At 32.8% G+C, this 16,414-nt stretch carries 20 protein-coding genes; 14 read left to right on the top strand and 6 right to left on the bottom strand.

Annotated features, from left to right (window positions below):
* Positions 1-2: 2 nt before the first annotated feature.
* On the top strand, positions 3-665 hold the full coding sequence (gene bshB2 / locus MKY90_RS17370) for a bacillithiol biosynthesis deacetylase BshB2 (protein WP_000439465.1): 663 nt from the start codon (positions 3-5) through the stop codon (positions 663-665).
* Positions 666-778: 113 nt separating this feature from the next.
* On the opposite strand, the gene MKY90_RS17365 is transcribed toward bshB2, so the two are convergent.
* Entirely contained in the window at positions 779-1,522 is a 744-nt protein-coding gene (locus MKY90_RS17365; RefSeq protein WP_002087632.1) for an SDR family NAD(P)-dependent oxidoreductase, read from the bottom strand.
* Positions 1,523-1,807: 285 nt separating this feature from the next.
* Here MKY90_RS17365 and MKY90_RS17360 point away from each other — a divergent pair, with 285 nt between their 5' ends.
* Positions 1,808-2,086, top strand: coding sequence for a hypothetical protein (locus MKY90_RS17360; RefSeq protein WP_063218586.1), 279 nt, complete (start codon positions 1,808-1,810; stop codon positions 2,084-2,086).
* Between the two features lie 412 nt (positions 2,087-2,498).
* Positions 2,499-2,723 (top strand): hemolysin XhlA family protein, encoded by a 225-nt coding sequence (locus MKY90_RS17355; RefSeq protein ID WP_002066432.1) that lies wholly within the window; start codon positions 2,499-2,501, stop codon positions 2,721-2,723.
* A 66-nt stretch (positions 2,724-2,789) separates the two neighbouring features.
* Here the strand turns inward: MKY90_RS17355 and MKY90_RS17350 are convergent, their stop codons facing one another.
* Positions 2,790-3,356 (bottom strand): DUF5823 family protein, encoded by a 567-nt coding sequence (locus MKY90_RS17350; protein WP_341092073.1) that lies wholly within the window; start codon positions 3,354-3,356, stop codon positions 2,790-2,792.
* A 364-nt stretch (positions 3,357-3,720) separates the two neighbouring features.
* Between MKY90_RS17350 and MKY90_RS17345 the strand changes: the two genes are divergently transcribed.
* From MKY90_RS17345 to MKY90_RS17335, 3 genes are all read left to right on the top strand, one after another.
* Entirely contained in the window at positions 3,721-4,920 is a 1,200-nt protein-coding gene (locus MKY90_RS17345; protein WP_341092070.1) for a multidrug effflux MFS transporter, read from the top strand.
* Positions 4,921-5,057: 137 nt separating this feature from the next.
* Positions 5,058-5,606, top strand: coding sequence for a hypothetical protein (locus MKY90_RS17340; RefSeq protein ID WP_341092067.1), 549 nt, complete (start codon positions 5,058-5,060; stop codon positions 5,604-5,606).
* 534 nt (positions 5,607-6,140) lie between these two features.
* On the top strand, positions 6,141-7,532 hold the full coding sequence (locus MKY90_RS17335; protein ID WP_002190277.1) for an amino acid permease: 1,392 nt from the start codon (positions 6,141-6,143) through the stop codon (positions 7,530-7,532).
* A 48-nt stretch (positions 7,533-7,580) separates the two neighbouring features.
* Here the strand turns inward: MKY90_RS17335 and MKY90_RS17330 are convergent, their stop codons facing one another.
* Positions 7,581-8,600 (bottom strand): zinc-binding alcohol dehydrogenase family protein, encoded by a 1,020-nt coding sequence (locus tag MKY90_RS17330; RefSeq protein WP_098168563.1) that lies wholly within the window; start codon positions 8,598-8,600, stop codon positions 7,581-7,583.
* A 304-nt stretch (positions 8,601-8,904) separates the two neighbouring features.
* Between MKY90_RS17330 and MKY90_RS17325 the strand changes: the two genes are divergently transcribed.
* From MKY90_RS17325 to aiiA, 4 genes are all read left to right on the top strand, one after another.
* Complete coding sequence (locus MKY90_RS17325; protein ID WP_002199791.1) at positions 8,905-9,234, top strand: PadR family transcriptional regulator; 330 nt, start codon at positions 8,905-8,907, stop codon at positions 9,232-9,234.
* Positions 9,221-9,784, top strand: coding sequence for an HAAS signaling domain-containing protein (locus MKY90_RS17320; protein ID WP_078205233.1), 564 nt, complete (start codon positions 9,221-9,223; stop codon positions 9,782-9,784). Before MKY90_RS17325 ends, MKY90_RS17320 begins: the two co-directional genes overlap by 14 nt.
* Entirely contained in the window at positions 9,774-10,640 is an 867-nt protein-coding gene (locus tag MKY90_RS17315) for a DUF4097 family beta strand repeat-containing protein (protein WP_002190271.1), read from the top strand. The genes MKY90_RS17320 and MKY90_RS17315 overlap by 11 nt, the downstream gene beginning before the upstream one ends.
* 338 nt (positions 10,641-10,978) lie before the next feature.
* Complete coding sequence (gene aiiA / locus MKY90_RS17310) at positions 10,979-11,731, top strand: quorum-quenching N-acyl homoserine lactonase AiiA (RefSeq protein WP_215599448.1); 753 nt, start codon at positions 10,979-10,981, stop codon at positions 11,729-11,731.
* A gap of 41 nt (positions 11,732-11,772) precedes the next feature.
* On the opposite strand, the gene MKY90_RS17305 is transcribed toward aiiA, so the two are convergent.
* The 3 genes from MKY90_RS17305 to MKY90_RS17295 form a co-directional block, all read right to left on the bottom strand.
* A complete protein-coding gene (locus MKY90_RS17305) occupies positions 11,773-12,252 on the bottom strand; it encodes a hypothetical protein (protein WP_098168584.1) in 480 nt (159 codons plus the stop codon).
* 104 nt (positions 12,253-12,356) lie between these two features.
* Entirely contained in the window at positions 12,357-12,821 is a 465-nt protein-coding gene (locus MKY90_RS17300) for a DMT family transporter (protein ID WP_002014128.1), read from the bottom strand.
* 13 nt (positions 12,822-12,834) lie between these two features.
* A complete protein-coding gene (locus MKY90_RS17295) occupies positions 12,835-13,257 on the bottom strand; it encodes a DMT family transporter (protein ID WP_098168560.1) in 423 nt (140 codons plus the stop codon).
* 134 nt (positions 13,258-13,391) lie between these two features.
* Between MKY90_RS17295 and yeiL the strand changes: the two genes are divergently transcribed.
* The 4 genes from yeiL to MKY90_RS17270 all read left to right on the top strand — a co-directional run bounded on the left by yeiL (position 13,392) and on the right by MKY90_RS17270 (position 16,383).
* Positions 13,392-14,084 carry a transcriptional regulator YeiL gene (yeiL, locus tag MKY90_RS17290; protein ID WP_002165330.1) on the top strand — a complete coding sequence of 231 codons (693 nt, stop codon included), beginning with the start codon at positions 13,392-13,394 and terminating at the stop codon, positions 14,082-14,084.
* A 13-nt stretch (positions 14,085-14,097) separates the two neighbouring features.
* On the top strand, positions 14,098-14,451 hold the full coding sequence (locus tag MKY90_RS17285; protein WP_002033400.1) for a glyoxalase superfamily protein: 354 nt from the start codon (positions 14,098-14,100) through the stop codon (positions 14,449-14,451).
* Positions 14,452-14,802: 351 nt separating this feature from the next.
* The gene (locus MKY90_RS17275) at positions 14,803-15,837 is read left to right on the top strand and encodes a flavin-containing monooxygenase (RefSeq protein WP_215599450.1); all 1,035 of its coding nucleotides are present in this window, start codon (positions 14,803-14,805) and stop codon (positions 15,835-15,837) included.
* Between the two features lie 297 nt (positions 15,838-16,134).
* A complete protein-coding gene (locus MKY90_RS17270) occupies positions 16,135-16,383 on the top strand; it encodes a hypothetical protein (RefSeq protein WP_002087603.1) in 249 nt (82 codons plus the stop codon).
* The last annotated feature ends 31 nt before the right edge of the window (positions 16,384-16,414 follow it).

Genomic DNA, 16,414 nt, shown 5'->3' with positions numbered 1-16,414 from the left:
TTATGGAGAGACATGTACTTGTTGTATTTCCGCATCCAGATGATGAAGCATTTGCTGCGGGAGGAACAATTCGCTTATTAACAGATCAAGGAGTACCTGTAACGTACGCATGTGGTACTCTTGGACAAATGGGACGTAACATGGGGAAAAACGTATTCGCTAACCGTGAAACGATTCCAAATATACGTGAAAAAGAATTAAAAGATGCATGTGAAGCGATGGGGATTCAAGATTTAAGAATGCTCGGTTTCCATGATAAAACGTTAGAATTTGAAGATGTTGATTTTGTTGCTGATAAAATCGAAGCGATTATTCAAGAAGTAAATCCATCTCGAATTATTACATTTTATCCAGAACACGGCGTACATCCGGATCATGATGCATTTGGTCGCGCTGTAGTTCGCGCTGTATCACGTATGCCTAAAGAAGAACGTCCAGCCATTCATGCGGTTGCGATTACGAGAAATCGCGAAGCAGTACTCGGTGAACCGGATGTTGTAAATAATATTAGTGAAGTATTTGAACATAAATTAGCTGCACTAGGCGCGCATCGTTCACAAACGGAAGCGATGCTAGAAGAAACGCATGCAAAAATAAAAAACAAAGACGCAGCAACATTAAAATGGCTGCAACTTGAACAGTTTTGGACTTATAAATGGGAGTAGGCTAGAAGGGTACCTTCTAGTAGCTCTTACATAGAAAAAGCGCCGTCACTTGTGATGGCGCTTTTTGTATTAAAGACTATATATTTCTTAGAGCCGTACTTCAAATTTTAAAATTAGCGTGCAGTATAGCCTCCATCAACAAGAAGTGTTGTACCATTAACAAAGCTAGCATCATCACTTGCTAAAAATAAGACAGCTTTGGCTATTTCTTTTGGTGTTCCAAGTCTGCCTTGTGGATGAAGTGAAGCTAAATATTCTTTCTGTTGAGGATTAACACTACCAAGTAAAGGGGTGTCAATATAGCCAGGGCACACCGCATTAATACGTATTCCATATTTAGCGTAGGCAGTACATAAATTTTGAGTTAATAGTTTCACACCACCTTTTGCAGAGGAGTATGCTGTTGGGGTAGGTAATGAAACAAAACTATGAATCGAACCAGCGTTAACGATGACACCGCCTGTACCTTGTTTAAGAAATTGTTCAATCGAATATTTATCAGAAAGGAATACCCCAGACAAGTTAATATCAATGGTTCTTTTCCATTTTTCATAGGACAGTTCGTTTGCCGGTGCATCATCAGCAACGCCGGCATTGGCATACATAATATCTAATTTACCGTATTTACTTACTGTCTCATGGATTAGCTGTTTAATATCTGCTTCTTTTGTTACATCAGTTTTAATAAATAATGTATTATATCCATGTGCATTCAATTCATCTGATAGGCCTTTTCCACGTTCAGAAAAGTCAGCAATAACTACTTTTGCACCTTCTTCAATAAAAAGGCGAACAGTGGATTCACCAATTCCACTTGCACCACCAGTTATGATTGCTACTTTGTCTTTTAATTTCATATAAACCTCTCCATTCATCAATGAATTTAAGTCAAATTTTTTAGTCTGGTTATATCACTATTAACCTTAAATAATAAGTAGATAGAAGAAAAAATTAGAGTTTACTTAATTGTGAGAGTACTAATTTTTTTCTTTACTTTCTTTCTTTCTTTTTTGCACTTAATCCTTTTAGAAATGATATTTAGTAATAGTGTATAAGAAGCGTATATTTTGAATTACTTAATAGATTGATATATATTTATATTGATTAAATGATTTTAGTTTGTTAAAAATGGGGAAATCGATATGAAGATTAAATTTGCTGTAATAAAAGATGAAAATTTTGATTTTAGTCTATTAGAAACAAAATTATTGAAAACCTTTAAAGAAGTGGATAGTAAAGCTGATATTGTAAAAGTTGAGGATGAAATTTTTGAAAACAATGCTATTCAAACACATTTAGTGGCAATCAGCATTAATGTTCATGGGAAAAATATCGGATATAGATCTGCTTCAGCTAGTATATTTCTTGTACTAGAGAGTTTATCAATACAGCTAGTTCATATTAATATTAGTATACATTAAGTAGCTAAAAAAGCTGATTTTTAAGAAGAGAATACTGACTATATTGAGTTTTAAATGTGAGAATGGTGATTTAAATAATAGTAATTATCGTAGGTGCTACCGCATGTTGGATTGCATCTTGTTTGTTGTTAAAAAAATAAAAAAGGCTTTAAATATGCTACAGGTCTTTATGAAACGGCATATAAAGAGTACTTAGAATACATTATTAAAGTGGAATAATGAGATTTCTTTTTATAGCACATATTATCTAAACGAAGACTTATATATAGGAGAATGGAAACGTGTAAGTAATTCAATTAGATTGTACAAATAATTTGGTGTGCGGATATACGGAATGTATTCACAGGTAAGAGGGTTGTCTCATAATATATATATAGTTTTTTCTATTGAGATGAACAGATGGTGTGAATATATGGAAGATGTTTACGCTAAAATTGACAGTCTCAAGGCGGAGCAAAAAGAAATTATGAGAGACATTCGTAATTTAGAAACGCGTACCACTATTAATGAGAAAGACATAGCAACAATCAATAAGCAATTGGAAAAAATAAGTACAAACATAACTTGGATTTTGCGAATTATTATAAGTGCAATAGTAATGTCAGTTTTGGGGTTGATATTAAAAGGGATGATTTAATCTTGTGAAATAGGACGATATAAAAGAAAGAGGGGAGCTTCCCCTTTCTTTTATGTAAATGAGAAGCTATAAATTTTCCGTTTCTTTTTTATCTGCATATTTTTCCTCTAAGGAAATTAATAGAGGAATTGATATAGTTACAAGAATGATTAAAGTGGTTATAAAAGATTTAGAAAGAGAAAAAGAACCTTCGATTAAAGGTGATAAAAACTTGAATGAAAGTATACTTGTTATTAAGAAAACTACTAAAAAGCTAAAAAGAGACACATTTTTATTTTTGATAGATGTTTCTATAAAATCTTTAAGACAGCTTATGACGACAAATATAGTTAATATAATAAGAGAAATAAAATAATGTGTTAAATTTTTCATACTAATAGTAGAGTCGTCTATTATGTAAGCAAGTAACTTAGATACTAACATACCTCCAAACAATAAAATAATAAAAGCAAGTAATCCTTCTGATATATAAGTGCTGAAATTATCTTTCTTGTTAAATAGTTTATAGTTTAGAGTAGATTGGATTATTTGAATTAGGAATAGGGTAATAATCCACACATAATATACAATTGTTAATTCTCCTGAGAATAGAGAAATTAGGAAGTTTACTATGGTCCTTAAAATTTCAATCATTACAAAAGTCCTCCTGTTTGTAAGCTTTGCGACATTAAAAAATGCTAGTCTATCGTTTGATAATTAAATCCATTAATTCAAACTATTCCTAATTATTCCATAAAAAGGTGATGGTATCAAGTTATCCTTCTAACAAATCCTCCAAGGCTCAACACTAGAAAAAGAAATGTAATATGTAATATAATTGAAAAAGCATATATTAAAATCAATGTTAATATTACCCTCCTATATGTATTAACATGCGTAATTGAGGTGTTTTCTTTGTTGTTTTATGATCGAATTTCTATAATGGCCCCTCCTGTTCCGTAGCTAAGGAAAGTCTATTCATTTCTGAGATTTTCAAAGTTATAGGAGGGTATTAAAAATGAAAAAAGTCTCAGTACCATCACTTTGGTTAATGATCATTCTTGTGGCATTTCCGCAAATTAGTGAAACGATTTACACACCGTCTTTACCAGACATTTCAAAGGCGTTGCACGTAAGTAATAATGAGGTACAGCTAACACTTAGTGTTTATTTTGCTGGATTTGCTTTAGGTGTATTTTTTATTGGATGGTTATCAGATATAATTGGTCGTCGCCCAGCAATGTTATTTGGAATTGTAGTATATGGGGCTGGAAGTTTCTTATGCTATATTGCCAATTCTATTGAATTTTTATTGTTTAGTCGTTTTATTCAAGCATTTGGAGCAAGTGCTGGCTCAGTTGTGACACAAACGATTCTTCGTGAAAGTGTCGAAGGGCATAAACGTCATGTTATGTTCGCTCAAATTTCGGCAGTCATTGCTTTTACACCAGCGATAGGTCCGCTAATTGGGGGCTTTCTGGATCAAATGTTTGGATTTAAAATGGTATTTTTAAGTTTAGTAGTTATGAGTGTCGGGATTTTTCTGTATACTTTTGTTTCTCTTCCGGAAACAAAAACGGACTCAGTAACGAATAAAATAAATGTCTTTTCAGTGTTAAAAAGATTAATTACAAATCCGAAAGTAGTAACATACAGTCTATTAATTGGAGGAGCGAATGGTGTTTTATTTAGCTACTATGCAGAAGCGCCGTTTATCTTTATTGAATACTTTCAGTTATCGCCTAGTATGTACGGATTTCTAGGAATTGTTGTTGCTTCCGCTTCTATTATTGGGGCGAAAGTTTCAAAGCGGTTACTTGCTACTTATAAACCAGAGAAAATTATATATATCGGTTGTCTTGTAATGACAGGAGGAGCTATCTTCTTAACTGTTATTAATTCATTTGGATCAAATCCAAACATAATATATATGATTGGATTTTTAGTAGCGATGTTTATATTGCTATTAGGAATTGGGGTAGCATTGCCTAACTGTTTAAGTTTAGCATTAGTAGATTTTCAAGATGTCATTGGTACAGCTGGAGCATTGTTTAGCTTAGGCTACTATGTAATTGTAACGATGACAATTTGGGGAATGAGTCAGCTTCATACGGGCTCGTTAATGGTGATGCCACTTTATTTTCTTGCTATTGTAGTTATAATGTCAGTGTTTACTAGAGTGTTTATTTTTGGTAAGCAAACTTCAAAATCGATTTGAATATGAAATCGTAAAAGAGTCTCATTTTTTAATGAGACTCTTTTATATTTTATGAACATAACTATAGGTATGAATATGTAATTAATGTTAAAATACAACAAAATTGTATAGTTATAGTTTTTAGGGAGGGTAAAAATATGTTAATGAATTTAGCATGCGCTCTACTAATCATTTCCGGACTTACAGTAGTTATACGAAAAACTTTCATTTTAAACCACTATCTTTGTAATTTAATGGCATTCTTTTGTGCTTATATGACAACATCTTCCTACGTATTAGAGCAACTTTCGTTAACAAAAACCATATTGATACTATGTTTGTTGCTGATAACTTTTATTCTTATATACTCACATTTCGAGATTAGAGGGCTCGCTTTTAACGATTATACGGTATTTAATCTAGCTTCTAGCCGAGTGAATATATTAGTGAAAGACGGGTTAACCGAAGCGAACATAGAATTTACATTGGATAAAAATAATATATATTTATCAGGATCTCCTGTTAAAATTCGAATATTGAATAGACCATTACATACAACTAATATTTTATTTAGAAAATGCCCAGAGGATATAAAGACAAAAATTAAAGGTATTATTAAGGAAAAGATAAAAGCTGAGGAGAAGAGTTTTCCTCTTTCCGGTGTATTGTTGATTGTTTTAAGTGTAGTTATATTTTTCTTAAAGTAGGAGATGGGATAGAGAATTTTTAGTTGTGAGAACGGGATAAATAAGAGATGTAGAAGCTAGTGACTTTGTTGTTTTACTAATATATTAAATTTATGTGAGAGGTGTTAATCGCATGTGTAAGCAATTACGGTACAAACTATAAATAGTGAAGTATATGCGGTATGAAACCGAGGTAGATAAGATCTTCTCGGTTATTTATATTGTAATAACATTCATACCGGAATCATATTGAATAGATGTATTTTATTGTTAATTTAGTTAAAAATTAATCAAACTAATATATAATAATTTACTGAAAAAATAATTGAACTTTTCAGATAAATGAATTAATATGAAGTGAGCAATTTTAAATTTTATAGAAAATAGGAAGATGAGGGGTTTGGGAAATTTTATAAGAGGCAAAATGAGATTTTAGGATAGCTTTAAAGTTAGTCTAAAATGACGTTTGTTTCATCATTTTCAGGGCCGAAAGGAATTAGGGTACACCATCTTACTTTAAATGCGGCTATGAATCATCTAAGAGGGGGAAATGAAGTGGCAAACAAAGAATTGAAACGAGGTTTAGAAGCACGTCATATTCAAATGATTGCTTTAGGCGGAACAATTGGTGTTGGTTTGTTTATGGGGTCAGCCAGCACGATTAAATGGACAGGTCCGTCAGTAATGCTTGCATATGCAATCGCAGGTGTTTTCATCTTCTTCATTATGCGTGCCATGGGAGAAATGTTGTATATGGAGCCAAGCACAGGTTCATTTGCGACATTTGGTCACAAATATATTCATCCGTTAGCTGGTTATATGACAGCGTGGAGTAACTGGTTCCAGTGGGTTATTGTTGGGATGTCAGAGATTATCGCAGTTGGAGCGTATATGAAATATTGGTTCCCGGATTTACCGGCTTGGATACCTGGTATTATCGCGATGGTTATTCTTGGTGCGGCCAACTTAATTTCGGTTAAGTCATTTGGTGAATTTGAATTTTGGTTTGCGATGATCAAAATCGTTACGATTTTATTAATGATTATTGCGGGATTTGGACTTATTTTCTTTGGAATTGGTAACGGCGGAGAAGCGATTGGCATATCTAATCTTTGGGCAAACGGCGGTTTCTTTACAGGTGGTTTTTCAGGATTCTTCTTTGCATTATCACTTGTAGTTGGAGCGTATCAAGGTGTGGAATTAATCGGGATTACTGCTGGTGAAGCGAAAGATCCGAAGAAGACACTTACTAGAGCAATTCAAAGTACAATTTGGCGTATTCTAATTTTCTATATTGGTGCTATTTTCGTTATTGTAACTGTTTATCCTTGGGATCAATTAAGTTCAATTGGTAGTCCGTTCGTAGCAACTTTTGCGAAAGTTGGTATTACGGCAGCTGCGGGACTTATTAACTTCGTTGTTATTACAGCGGCAATGTCTGGTTGTAACAGTGGTATTTATAGTGCTGGACGTATGCTTTATACACTAGGTGTGAATGGACAAGCACCGAAATACTTTACGAAGATTTCTAATAACGGTGTACCTTTATTCGGTACAGTTGGTGTAATTATCGGTTTAGCGGTTGGTGTTGTTTTAAGTTATATTGCACCAAAAAACTTATTCGTATATGTATATAGTGCAAGTGTACTTCCTGGTATGGTGCCATGGTTTGTTATTTTAATTAGTCAAATTCGTTTTAGAAAAGAAAAGGGAGCAGAGATGAAAGATCATCCATTCAAAATGCCATTTGCTCCTGTAACAAACTATTTAACGATTGCCTTTTTAATTATGGTATTAATCGGTATGTGGTTTAACGATGATACTCGTATTTCACTAATTGTGGGTATTGTTTTCTTAGCTATCGTTACAATTAGTTTCTATGCTTTCGGAATAGGGAAGCGAGCTCCGTTAGACGTTCAAAATGATCAAGAGGTTTCAAGTAAATAAAGATAGTAAAAAAGTCCGATTTCTTATTTAGAAATCGGACTTTTGTTATTAAAATTTCTCTAATACAATCTTCCCAATTGTACGTCCACTTTCAAGTAATGCATGTGCTTTTTTAAGATTTTCTGCATTAATTGGTGTTAACGTATCATTTAAAGTAGTTTGAAGAATACCTTCATCTAATAGCTCGCTTACTTTATTTAATAGTTCGTGCTGCGTACTCATATCACCAGTTTCATACATCGCTTTTGTAAACATAAACTCCCAAACGAATGTAGCACTTTTACTTTTTAAAATCCCCATCTCAAGAGGGTGTTCATTTTCTACGATAGAGCAAATTTTCCCTTGTGGTTTAATGATGTCACCCATCGTGTGCCAATGTTGATCAGTATTGTTTAAGCAGAAGATATAATCTACATCTTTTAGCCCAAATTCTAATATTTGATCTTTTAAAGGTTGGTGATGATTAACTATATAATCGGCACCGAATTTTTCAACCCAGTGTATGGTTTCGTTGCGGGATGCGGTTGCGATTACGTTTAGTCCAGCCCATTTAGCTAACTGAATAGCAATCGAGCCAACACCACCAGCTCCGCCGATAATTAAAATGTTTTTAAATGAATTTTCATCTTTTTTATTATAATCAATCCCTAAACGTTCAAACAAACCTTCCCATGCTGTGATGGCTGTTAAAGGAAGTGCTGCAGATTCAGCATCACTCAAAGTTTTTGGTTTTTTACCAACAATTCTTTCATCAACTAGATGGTATTCACTGTATGTACCTTGCCTTGTAATGCTTCCAGCGTAAAACACTTCATCGCCTTCTTTAAATAACGTACAACTTTCGCCAGTTTGTACGACAACGCCACTAGCATCCCAGCCAAGTATTTTTGCTATATCTTCTTTTTTATCTTTCGGAGATCGAACTTTTGTATCAACTGGATTAACGGAAATAGCGTTAATCTTTACAAGTATATCTCTTCCTGTGGCAACAGGTCTTTCAACTTCAATATCAATTAAACTGTTTTCTTCTTCAATAGGTAAGTATTCATGTAAACCAATTGCTTTCATTTTTATTCCCTCCATTAAAGTAAGAGTTTTTCTCTTTTATTATAGTAGGTAAAGTGTCATTATGTAAAAAGTTGAGTCCTTTCCATTTTGTTAAAGGCTTGTTTCAGCCTCATTTAGAACTTTGTAACTGGAGAGGAGCCATCGTTTTGATTTTATAAGCGTCGAATGAAAGGTATACTTATTTTTCCAGTGTACCTTGCAATGAACAATACCAAGTGTTATATTATACTTGTAGTTACTTGTTATAAAACAGTACTAAATAATAAACAGTAGTAGATGCCAATTAGAATAGGGTGAATGAATATTGAATGTACAATTTAAAAAAGGAGTTTTAGAACTTTGTGTTCTTGTCTTACTTGATAAGCAAGACCGTTATGGGTATGAATTAGTTCGAAGTATTTCCAATCAAATTGAAATATCAGAAGGGTCTGTTTATCCTTTACTTCGTAGATTAACTAAAGAAGAATATTTTACAACGTATTTACAGGAGTCTTCAGAAGGCCCTTCAAGGAAGTATTATACACTGACGGATAAAGGTAGAACGTATTTGTATCAACTTTTGGAGGAATGGAATGAGTTTTCACAAGGTGTCAATCAATTAATAAAAGAAGGTGTACGTAATGACGAAAAATAAATTTTTACAACAATTAAATGCATCTCTAAAAAGATTATCTGAAAAAGAGCGTACAGATATTTTAAAAGATTATGAAGAACATTTTACTTTCGGATTAGAGGAAGGGAAAAGTGAAGAAGAAATTGTAGCTTCATTAGGTTCTCCAGCTCAAATCGCCAAAGAGTTATTAGCAGATTATCATATTGAGAAAGTAACAGCAAGTGCAACAACAGGGAATGTTTTTCGGGCAATTTGGGCAGTAATTGGATTAGGTTTTTTCAATTTGTTAATCGTGCTTGGACCTGCAATTACATTAGCGGCATTGATTTTTTCAGGATGGGTTCTAGGAATCTCATTTTTAGGTTCACCATTACTTGTTCTAGTTGATACTATTATACATCCAAATACATTCTTGCTATTTAATCTTTTCGTTTCTTTAGCACTTTGTGGACTTGGATATTTCATTGTAATTGCTATGTTATTTTTAACGAAGCTAGCAAAGAATGGATTTGTTTGTTATTTAAAGTTCAATATAGCACTAGTAAAAGGTGGTTTGAAGCATGATAAATAAAAAGAGTCTTTCAATCATTGCAGGTATTATTTTCATTATTGGTATTATCGGGAGTTTATTCACTTATCGTTCAATTGCGGCAGTACCAATTTCAGAAGAAAAGGTCATTAACAATAATAATGTGTTAAGCGTCATTATCGATACGAATAACGTTCGTGTTAACATCAATCCTACAACAGATAGTAACATGAAAGTAAAATTAGATGGCGAAGTTAATCCTAACGTAAAAAGAACATTAGCTATGGATGAGAAAGATTCGACGCTTCTTATTTCTTACAAAGAAAAACAACAGAGCTGGTTCAATTTTAATATTTCTGAAGTATTGGCGCCATTAACATTAAATGTGTATCTACCCGAAAAACAATATGATTCATTAAAAGTTTCTAATAGTAATGGTTTCGTTTCTATAAAAAAATTAAACACAACGCATTTGAATGCCAATACAAACAATGGACGTGTTGAATTAAGAGAAATCAATTCGCCAAAAATTATCGCGGAAACAAACAATGGAATTATGGATTTCAAAGATATATTGGCACAAAATATTCATGTGAAATCGAACAACGGACGAATAATGCTAGACCATGTTGAAGGTGAAATAGAGGGGCAAACTAAAAATGGAAGTCTTACTCTGAAAACGAATGAACTGGATCGAAATCTCAATTTTACGACTCACAATGGAAAAATTAATATTGAAACCGAAAAAGAACCAACTAATGTTCAATTTAATGTTTCTGTCGACAATGGCAACGCGAATATCCTGAATAAATATAACGGGAATACGGTTATTGGAAAGGGAGAAAATATAATTAAATTAAACACACATAACGGAAATATTACAGTGAAAAAACAATAGCATATTATCTTTTATAATCTCAGCTCTTCACACATATAGAGGAATAATAAATAAGAAAAAGAACCGACTCCTTTTCTCAACATCTAGGTAGTCGGTTCTTTTATATTTAACATTTGTTTAAGTTTGTATCCTTTTCATATTTCAAAATACAAACAGTGGTTTTATTACTCTCGATTCTTAGGAGAGTAACGAATAGTAATTAACGATGTAAGGAGAATTTGTGAATGACTCAAAAATAATAGCTGAAACAACGAAAAGTGAGAAGGAGTTTATTTCTAACAAGAGGAATTCTTTACTGTATTGTTTTATTCAAAACTAAATGTAAAGGTGGATACATAATGACAGTAAAGAAGCTTTATTTCGTACCAGCTGGTCGTTGTATGTTAGATCATTCCTCTGTTAATAGTACGCTCACACCGGGGGATTTATTGAACTTACCTGTATGGTGCTATTTGTTGGAGACAGAAGAGGGGCCTATTTTAGTAGATACAGGTATGCCAGAAAGTGCGGTTAATAACGAAGATCTTTTTAACGGTACATTTGTTGAAGGACATATTTTACCGAAAATGACTGAAGAAGATAGAATCATAAATATTTTAAAACGCGTTGGATATGAACCGGAAGACCTTCTTTATATTATTAGTTCCCACTTGCATTTTGATCATGCAGGAGGAAATGGTGCTTTTACAAATACACCGATTATTGTGCAGCGTGCTGAATATGAGGCGGCACAACATAGTGAAGAATATATGAAAGAATGTATATTGCCGCATTTGAACTATAAAATCATTGAAGGGGATTATGAAGTCGTACCAGGAGTTCAATTATTGTATACACCGGGCCATACTCCAGGGCATCAGTCGCTATTAATTGAGACAGAAAAATCCGGTCCTGTGTTATTAACAATTGATGCATCTTATACGAAAGAAAATTTTGAAGATGAAGTGCCGTTCGCTGGATTTGATTCGGAATTAGCTTTATCTTCAATTAAACGTTTAAAAGAAATTGTGATGAAAGAGAACCCGATTGTTTTCTTTGGACATGATATAGAGCAGGAAAAGAGTTGTAAAGTGTTCCCTGAATATATATAAATAGAAAAAGTCATGGGCCTAGTAGCTCATGACTTTTTCTATTAAATAACCTTTTTAAATAAGTTATATACTTTTTTTGAATTATCTTCATTTAATTGATAATAAGTAAGGTCTACGTCATCAGGAGTGTTTTGATGGGCAATCATAACTTCACTACTGTTGTTATCTACTATCCAAATTAAATATTGTTTATAAGTTCCATCTTGGAAAGTAATCCACATGTTACAATCTACTAAATCAGAACCTTCTTCATCTAGCGTTAAATCGCCTTTTTTTGCTGTATCCATACTGTTAATGAATGTTTTTAATTCATCTGTTTTTGTAAGGAAGATAGATTTTTTTGTCTTAAGCGACTCTACATGTATATCTTTTATTTTCTGCTTTCCTAAAAAAACAGGAGGTGCATTTGGGTCCCTTTGAGTTGAAATAATAGTAGCTTTCTTCTTTGGTTTACTTGCTGTATAGAGATCTTGAATAGATTTTCCAGAGTTTAAAAACCATACGGTTCCAAAAACAATCAATGCGCTACCTATCAATAAAATGATTTTCTTAATAGGGTATTCTCCTCTCTATGGCTTCATGTGAAGAGCTTTTCTATTAATATATGATAGGTAAGCGTAAAGTATTATAGTTGAACGTGGTTATGCTTCACGGTTTTTATAGGGCGATCAACGAGTAAATTGTAAGTGAGCCCTATTAATACGAGAATTCCACCGATAATTTTTCCGGTTGATAGTTCGTGTGACAGGAAGAAATCGATGATAGTCCCCGTAAACAATTGTCCGATAAAGATGAGTAATGTTAAATAAAATGCTGATATTTTAGGAGTAATATAGTTTGATAATGAGATGACGATAACGCCTACTAATCCGCCTAAGTATACAGCGATAGGTATGGATTGTAACGTATGACTAGAAATATACAACGAATCTGAACTGAAAATTAAAAATAACATGGAGAAAAATAATCCAGTAATATAATTGAAAAATGTGCCTTCCCAATTTCCAATTTCCTTTGCTAAATTCGCGTTAATAATTCTAGCAACAACGATAGAAACACCAGCTAAAATAGCGATACAAATATATAACATTTTCTTGCCTCCATTAATAAATTGTCATGACTATAATTCCAGAAGAGATGAATAATAATCCAATTAATTTTTTCTTATCAAACTTCGAAACTTTCATTCCTAATAAACCGAAATGATCAATAACTATGGAAGCGATGGATTGACCAAGTAAGCTTAATGCAATCGTAATAGAGGCACCAAGAGCAGAGAAACTTATATTATTAAAAAGAACAGTGAATACTCCAATTGCCCCAGCGCTATATAAAAAAAGTGGAATACCTTTATCAAAATGGATTTTATTTTTGTTAAGGATTAAAACGAAAATAACTGCTATTAAACCGACAAGATGAATGACAACGCTTGCTGTATACTTGCCAATTAACTCAGATAATATCCCATTCAATGGGAGCATAATGGCAATAAGCACACCAATAAAGACAGAAAGAAAGTTATACAATGTAATATCCCCTTTTTATATTTCATATTTGTAATGACTGTATCATGCTGAAATTGTGTATTACTATGACATATGTCATAGTGAAAGAAGAAAATTTTGTTTACAATTGGGATGAGTTGTAAAGGTGGGGGACTATGAAGAAAGTATGTAATTCTAATAAATTAGCAGAGTATATGAAACAAAATAATATTGATTCATTTTTTAGTAGTGATATGAAACCATATATGGAACTTATATTTTTTAAAAAGAATGAGTTCATTTGCAGAGAAAACGAAGAGATAGATTATTTATATTTCTTTGTTGAAGGAAAAGCGAAAGCGTTTAACACATTAAGTAACGGGAAATCGGTATTATTATGTTTTTATGATAGTTTGCAGTTACTAGGAGATGTGGAGTTAATTCATTCTCAAAAGACTGCTTCAAACGTACAAGTGATGGCAGATTCGTATTGTGTTGGGCTACCTTTAGGGAAAGTGAGAAACCAATTATTTCATGATGCGAAATTTTTGAGATGTATTTGCGGTTCTTTAGCCCATAAATTAAATCGACTTTCAAAAAATAGTACAATTAATTTACTGTATCCACTTGAAAATCGACTTGCGAGTTACATGTTAGCAGCAGGGGAACGCGCTGTTCAGCACGGGAATCGAATTGTGTTTAGTGGGAATTTAACGGAAATAGCTGAATTGTTAGGGACGAGTTATCGGCATTTATTGCGTACATTAAATGTGTTTTGTGATAAAGAAATTATAAAGAAAAGCAATGGTTGTTTCGAAGTGATGAATGTAGATGTTTTGCGGGAATTGGCGGCGGATGTTTATAAATAGGAGGGGATTATAAATGATTACACCTATATTTAGAATTTTTGATATTGAAAAGGCTCAGTTATTTTACTTGAATTTTTTAGGGTTTAAACTGGATTGGGAACATCGGTATGAGGAAAATATGCCATTATATATGCAAATTTCGTTAAATGATACTGTAATACATCTATCTGAACATCATGGGGATGCTTCACCAGGCGGTGCAATTCGTGTGAAAATAGAGGATTTAAAAAGTTATTATGCTATTTTATCAAGTAAAGATTATGCGTATTCAAAACCTGATATAGAGAGAACACCTTGGGATACAATTGAATTAACTGTGATTGATCCATTTTTAAATAGAATAACATTTTATGAGGAACGGGTTTAGAAATTGAGGTGTTATAAATAATTTATCAAAGTAGGGGTTACAATGAAGAGAAAAATAGCGATGATTTCAGATATTCATGGGAATAGTCACGCTTTAAAGGCGGTATTAAAAGATATTCGAAATGATAATAAATTTAGGTGATAGTGTGTAGGGGCCGTTAGATCCTTTGGGGACAATTGAAATATTAATGAGTAACGAGATGATACATATTAAGGGGAGTTTACTTTATAGTGAACTGCTCTTTTTTATTTTGGATAGATATTGAATTATAAAAAAATAAAATGTTATGATTATGGAAACGCATGAACATATGAACATGTATTCATGTGTTTGTGAGAAGGAGGAATTGGAGTGAAAGATATAATTATCGTTGGAGCTGGTCAAGCTGGATTAACAATGGGATACTACTTGAAGCAGGAAGGATATAGTTTCTTATTACTTGAGGTGGGAAACCGAATTGGCGATTCTTGGAGAGACCGCTATGATTCTTTGCAGCTCTTCACACCAAGGGAATATAGTAGTTTACCAGGTATGATATTAAAAGGAGAAGGGAATGGATTTCCATGTAAAGATGAAATTGCAATTTATTTAGAAGAATATGCAAGGTATTTTCAATTGCCGGTACAATTACAGACTCAAGTTTTAAAAATAAGAAAAGAGAAAGAAATATTTGAATTACACACTCCTACAGAAATTTTACAATCGAAAAAAGTTATTATCGCATCAGGTGGTTTTCAGCAACCATTCATCCCCTCATTTTCACAACATCTTTCATCACATATTTTTCAAATACATTCATCACAATATAAATCACCATTACAAATTCCAAAGGGAAAAGTACTTGTAGTAGGTGGTGGGAATTCAGGCATGCAAATAGCAGTAGAACTTGCAAAAACTCATGAAGTTACAATGGCTATAAGTCATCCGTTAACCTTTTTACCGTTATATCTTTTTAGAAAAAGCATTTTTAATTGGTTAGAAAAAATGGGTTTATTGTATGCTGAAATACATACAAAGAGAGGAAGGTGGTTTCAGAAGCGAAAGGATCCCATTTTTGGTTTTGAAGGTAAGGAACTTATTCGTAGTGGAGCAATAAAACTACAGGGAAAAGTGGTAAGTTCATCAGGAAATAATATTATGTTTCAGAATGGTGGCACGTATAGTGCACAAAGTATTATATGGTCAACTGGTTTTGTTCAAGATTATAAATGGATTGAAATAGAAAAGGCAGTGAATATGAATGGATTTCCTAATCATACAAAGGGAATGAGTCCAGTAAGAGGATTGTATTATATTGGACTGCCGTGGCAATCTCAAAGGGGTTCTGCGCTTATTTGTGGTGTAGGAAAGGATGCGGTGTATTTGCTTTCTGAAATCAAAAAATAGATCAGTAGCAACAGCTACTGATCATCCATATGTACATGAATTAGGAGAGGTCAAACATTTCAAACGTTTATTAGCTTTAGTATAATAGATTTTCATGAAATAAAAAACTGAAAATTATATTTTTTTTGTTGAGAAAGTTTTTTGTATCGAAATATATAAAAAAACGGGGATTTCTATTGAAAGAAAATATGATATTTATATTTTAGTAAATTATGATATAGTCTATATAAGATTCTTTTCCTTAAATTAGTTTTTTTGTATAGTAATTACATTCGTAGTTGGAAAGGGGAAAAAATTGTGAAGTTTGATGATCAACGTCTACTAGGAATACGATTAGGTTCTGTGCTCATAACAGAAGAAAATCAATATTTAGTAATTAAGAAGAAAGATCATTATGCACTATTAAACATACATAATTTAGAATGCACACATGTCGAAGTGCAGTTAGAGCATATTGAAGAACTGCTGCATGAAGATTTCCAAGAAAGTATAACGGAAATTATCGCACCAGAACATATTAAAATTGTGGTGAAAAATGTTATATAAAGAAAGAAGCTGGGAGAATCAGCTTCTTTCT

The sequence above is a fragment of the Bacillus sp. FSL P2-0099 genome, assembly GCF_038007445.1.
Lineage (GTDB): Bacteria > Bacillota > Bacilli > Bacillales > Bacillaceae_G > Bacillus_A > Bacillus_A mycoides.
This window is presented reverse-complemented; position numbering and strand designations above follow the sequence as displayed.

Coding starts and splice junctions, on each gene's coding strand:
- MKY90_RS17285 (WP_002033400.1), top strand. CDS start 14,098: ATGATTACACCTATATTTAGAATTTTTGATATTGAAAAGGCTCAGTTA.
- MKY90_RS17360 (WP_063218586.1), top strand. CDS start 1,808: ATGAAGATTAAATTTGCTGTAATAAAAGATGAAAATTTTGATTTTAGT.
- MKY90_RS17300 (WP_002014128.1), bottom strand. CDS start 12,821: ATGTTATATATTTGTATCGCTATTTTAGCTGGTGTTTCTATCGTTGTT.
- bshB2 (WP_000439465.1), top strand. CDS start 3: ATGGAGAGACATGTACTTGTTGTATTTCCGCATCCAGATGATGAAGCA.
- aiiA (WP_215599448.1), top strand. CDS start 10,979: ATGACAGTAAAGAAGCTTTATTTCGTACCAGCTGGTCGTTGTATGTTA.
- MKY90_RS17330 (WP_098168563.1), bottom strand. CDS start 8,600: ATGAAAGCAATTGGTTTACATGAATACTTACCTATTGAAGAAGAAAAC.
- MKY90_RS17365 (WP_002087632.1), bottom strand. CDS start 1,522: ATGAAATTAAAAGACAAAGTAGCAATCATAACTGGTGGTGCAAGTGGA.
- MKY90_RS17320 (WP_078205233.1), top strand. CDS start 9,221: ATGACGAAAAATAAATTTTTACAACAATTAAATGCATCTCTAAAAAGA.
- MKY90_RS17345 (WP_341092070.1), top strand. CDS start 3,721: ATGAAAAAAGTCTCAGTACCATCACTTTGGTTAATGATCATTCTTGTG.
- MKY90_RS17355 (WP_002066432.1), top strand. CDS start 2,499: ATGGAAGATGTTTACGCTAAAATTGACAGTCTCAAGGCGGAGCAAAAA.
- MKY90_RS17350 (WP_341092073.1), bottom strand. CDS start 3,356: ATGATTGAAATTTTAAGGACCATAGTAAACTTCCTAATTTCTCTATTC.
- yeiL (WP_002165330.1), top strand. CDS start 13,392: ATGAAGAAAGTATGTAATTCTAATAAATTAGCAGAGTATATGAAACAA.
- MKY90_RS17340 (WP_341092067.1), top strand. CDS start 5,058: ATGTTAATGAATTTAGCATGCGCTCTACTAATCATTTCCGGACTTACA.
- MKY90_RS17315 (WP_002190271.1), top strand. CDS start 9,774: ATGATAAATAAAAAGAGTCTTTCAATCATTGCAGGTATTATTTTCATT.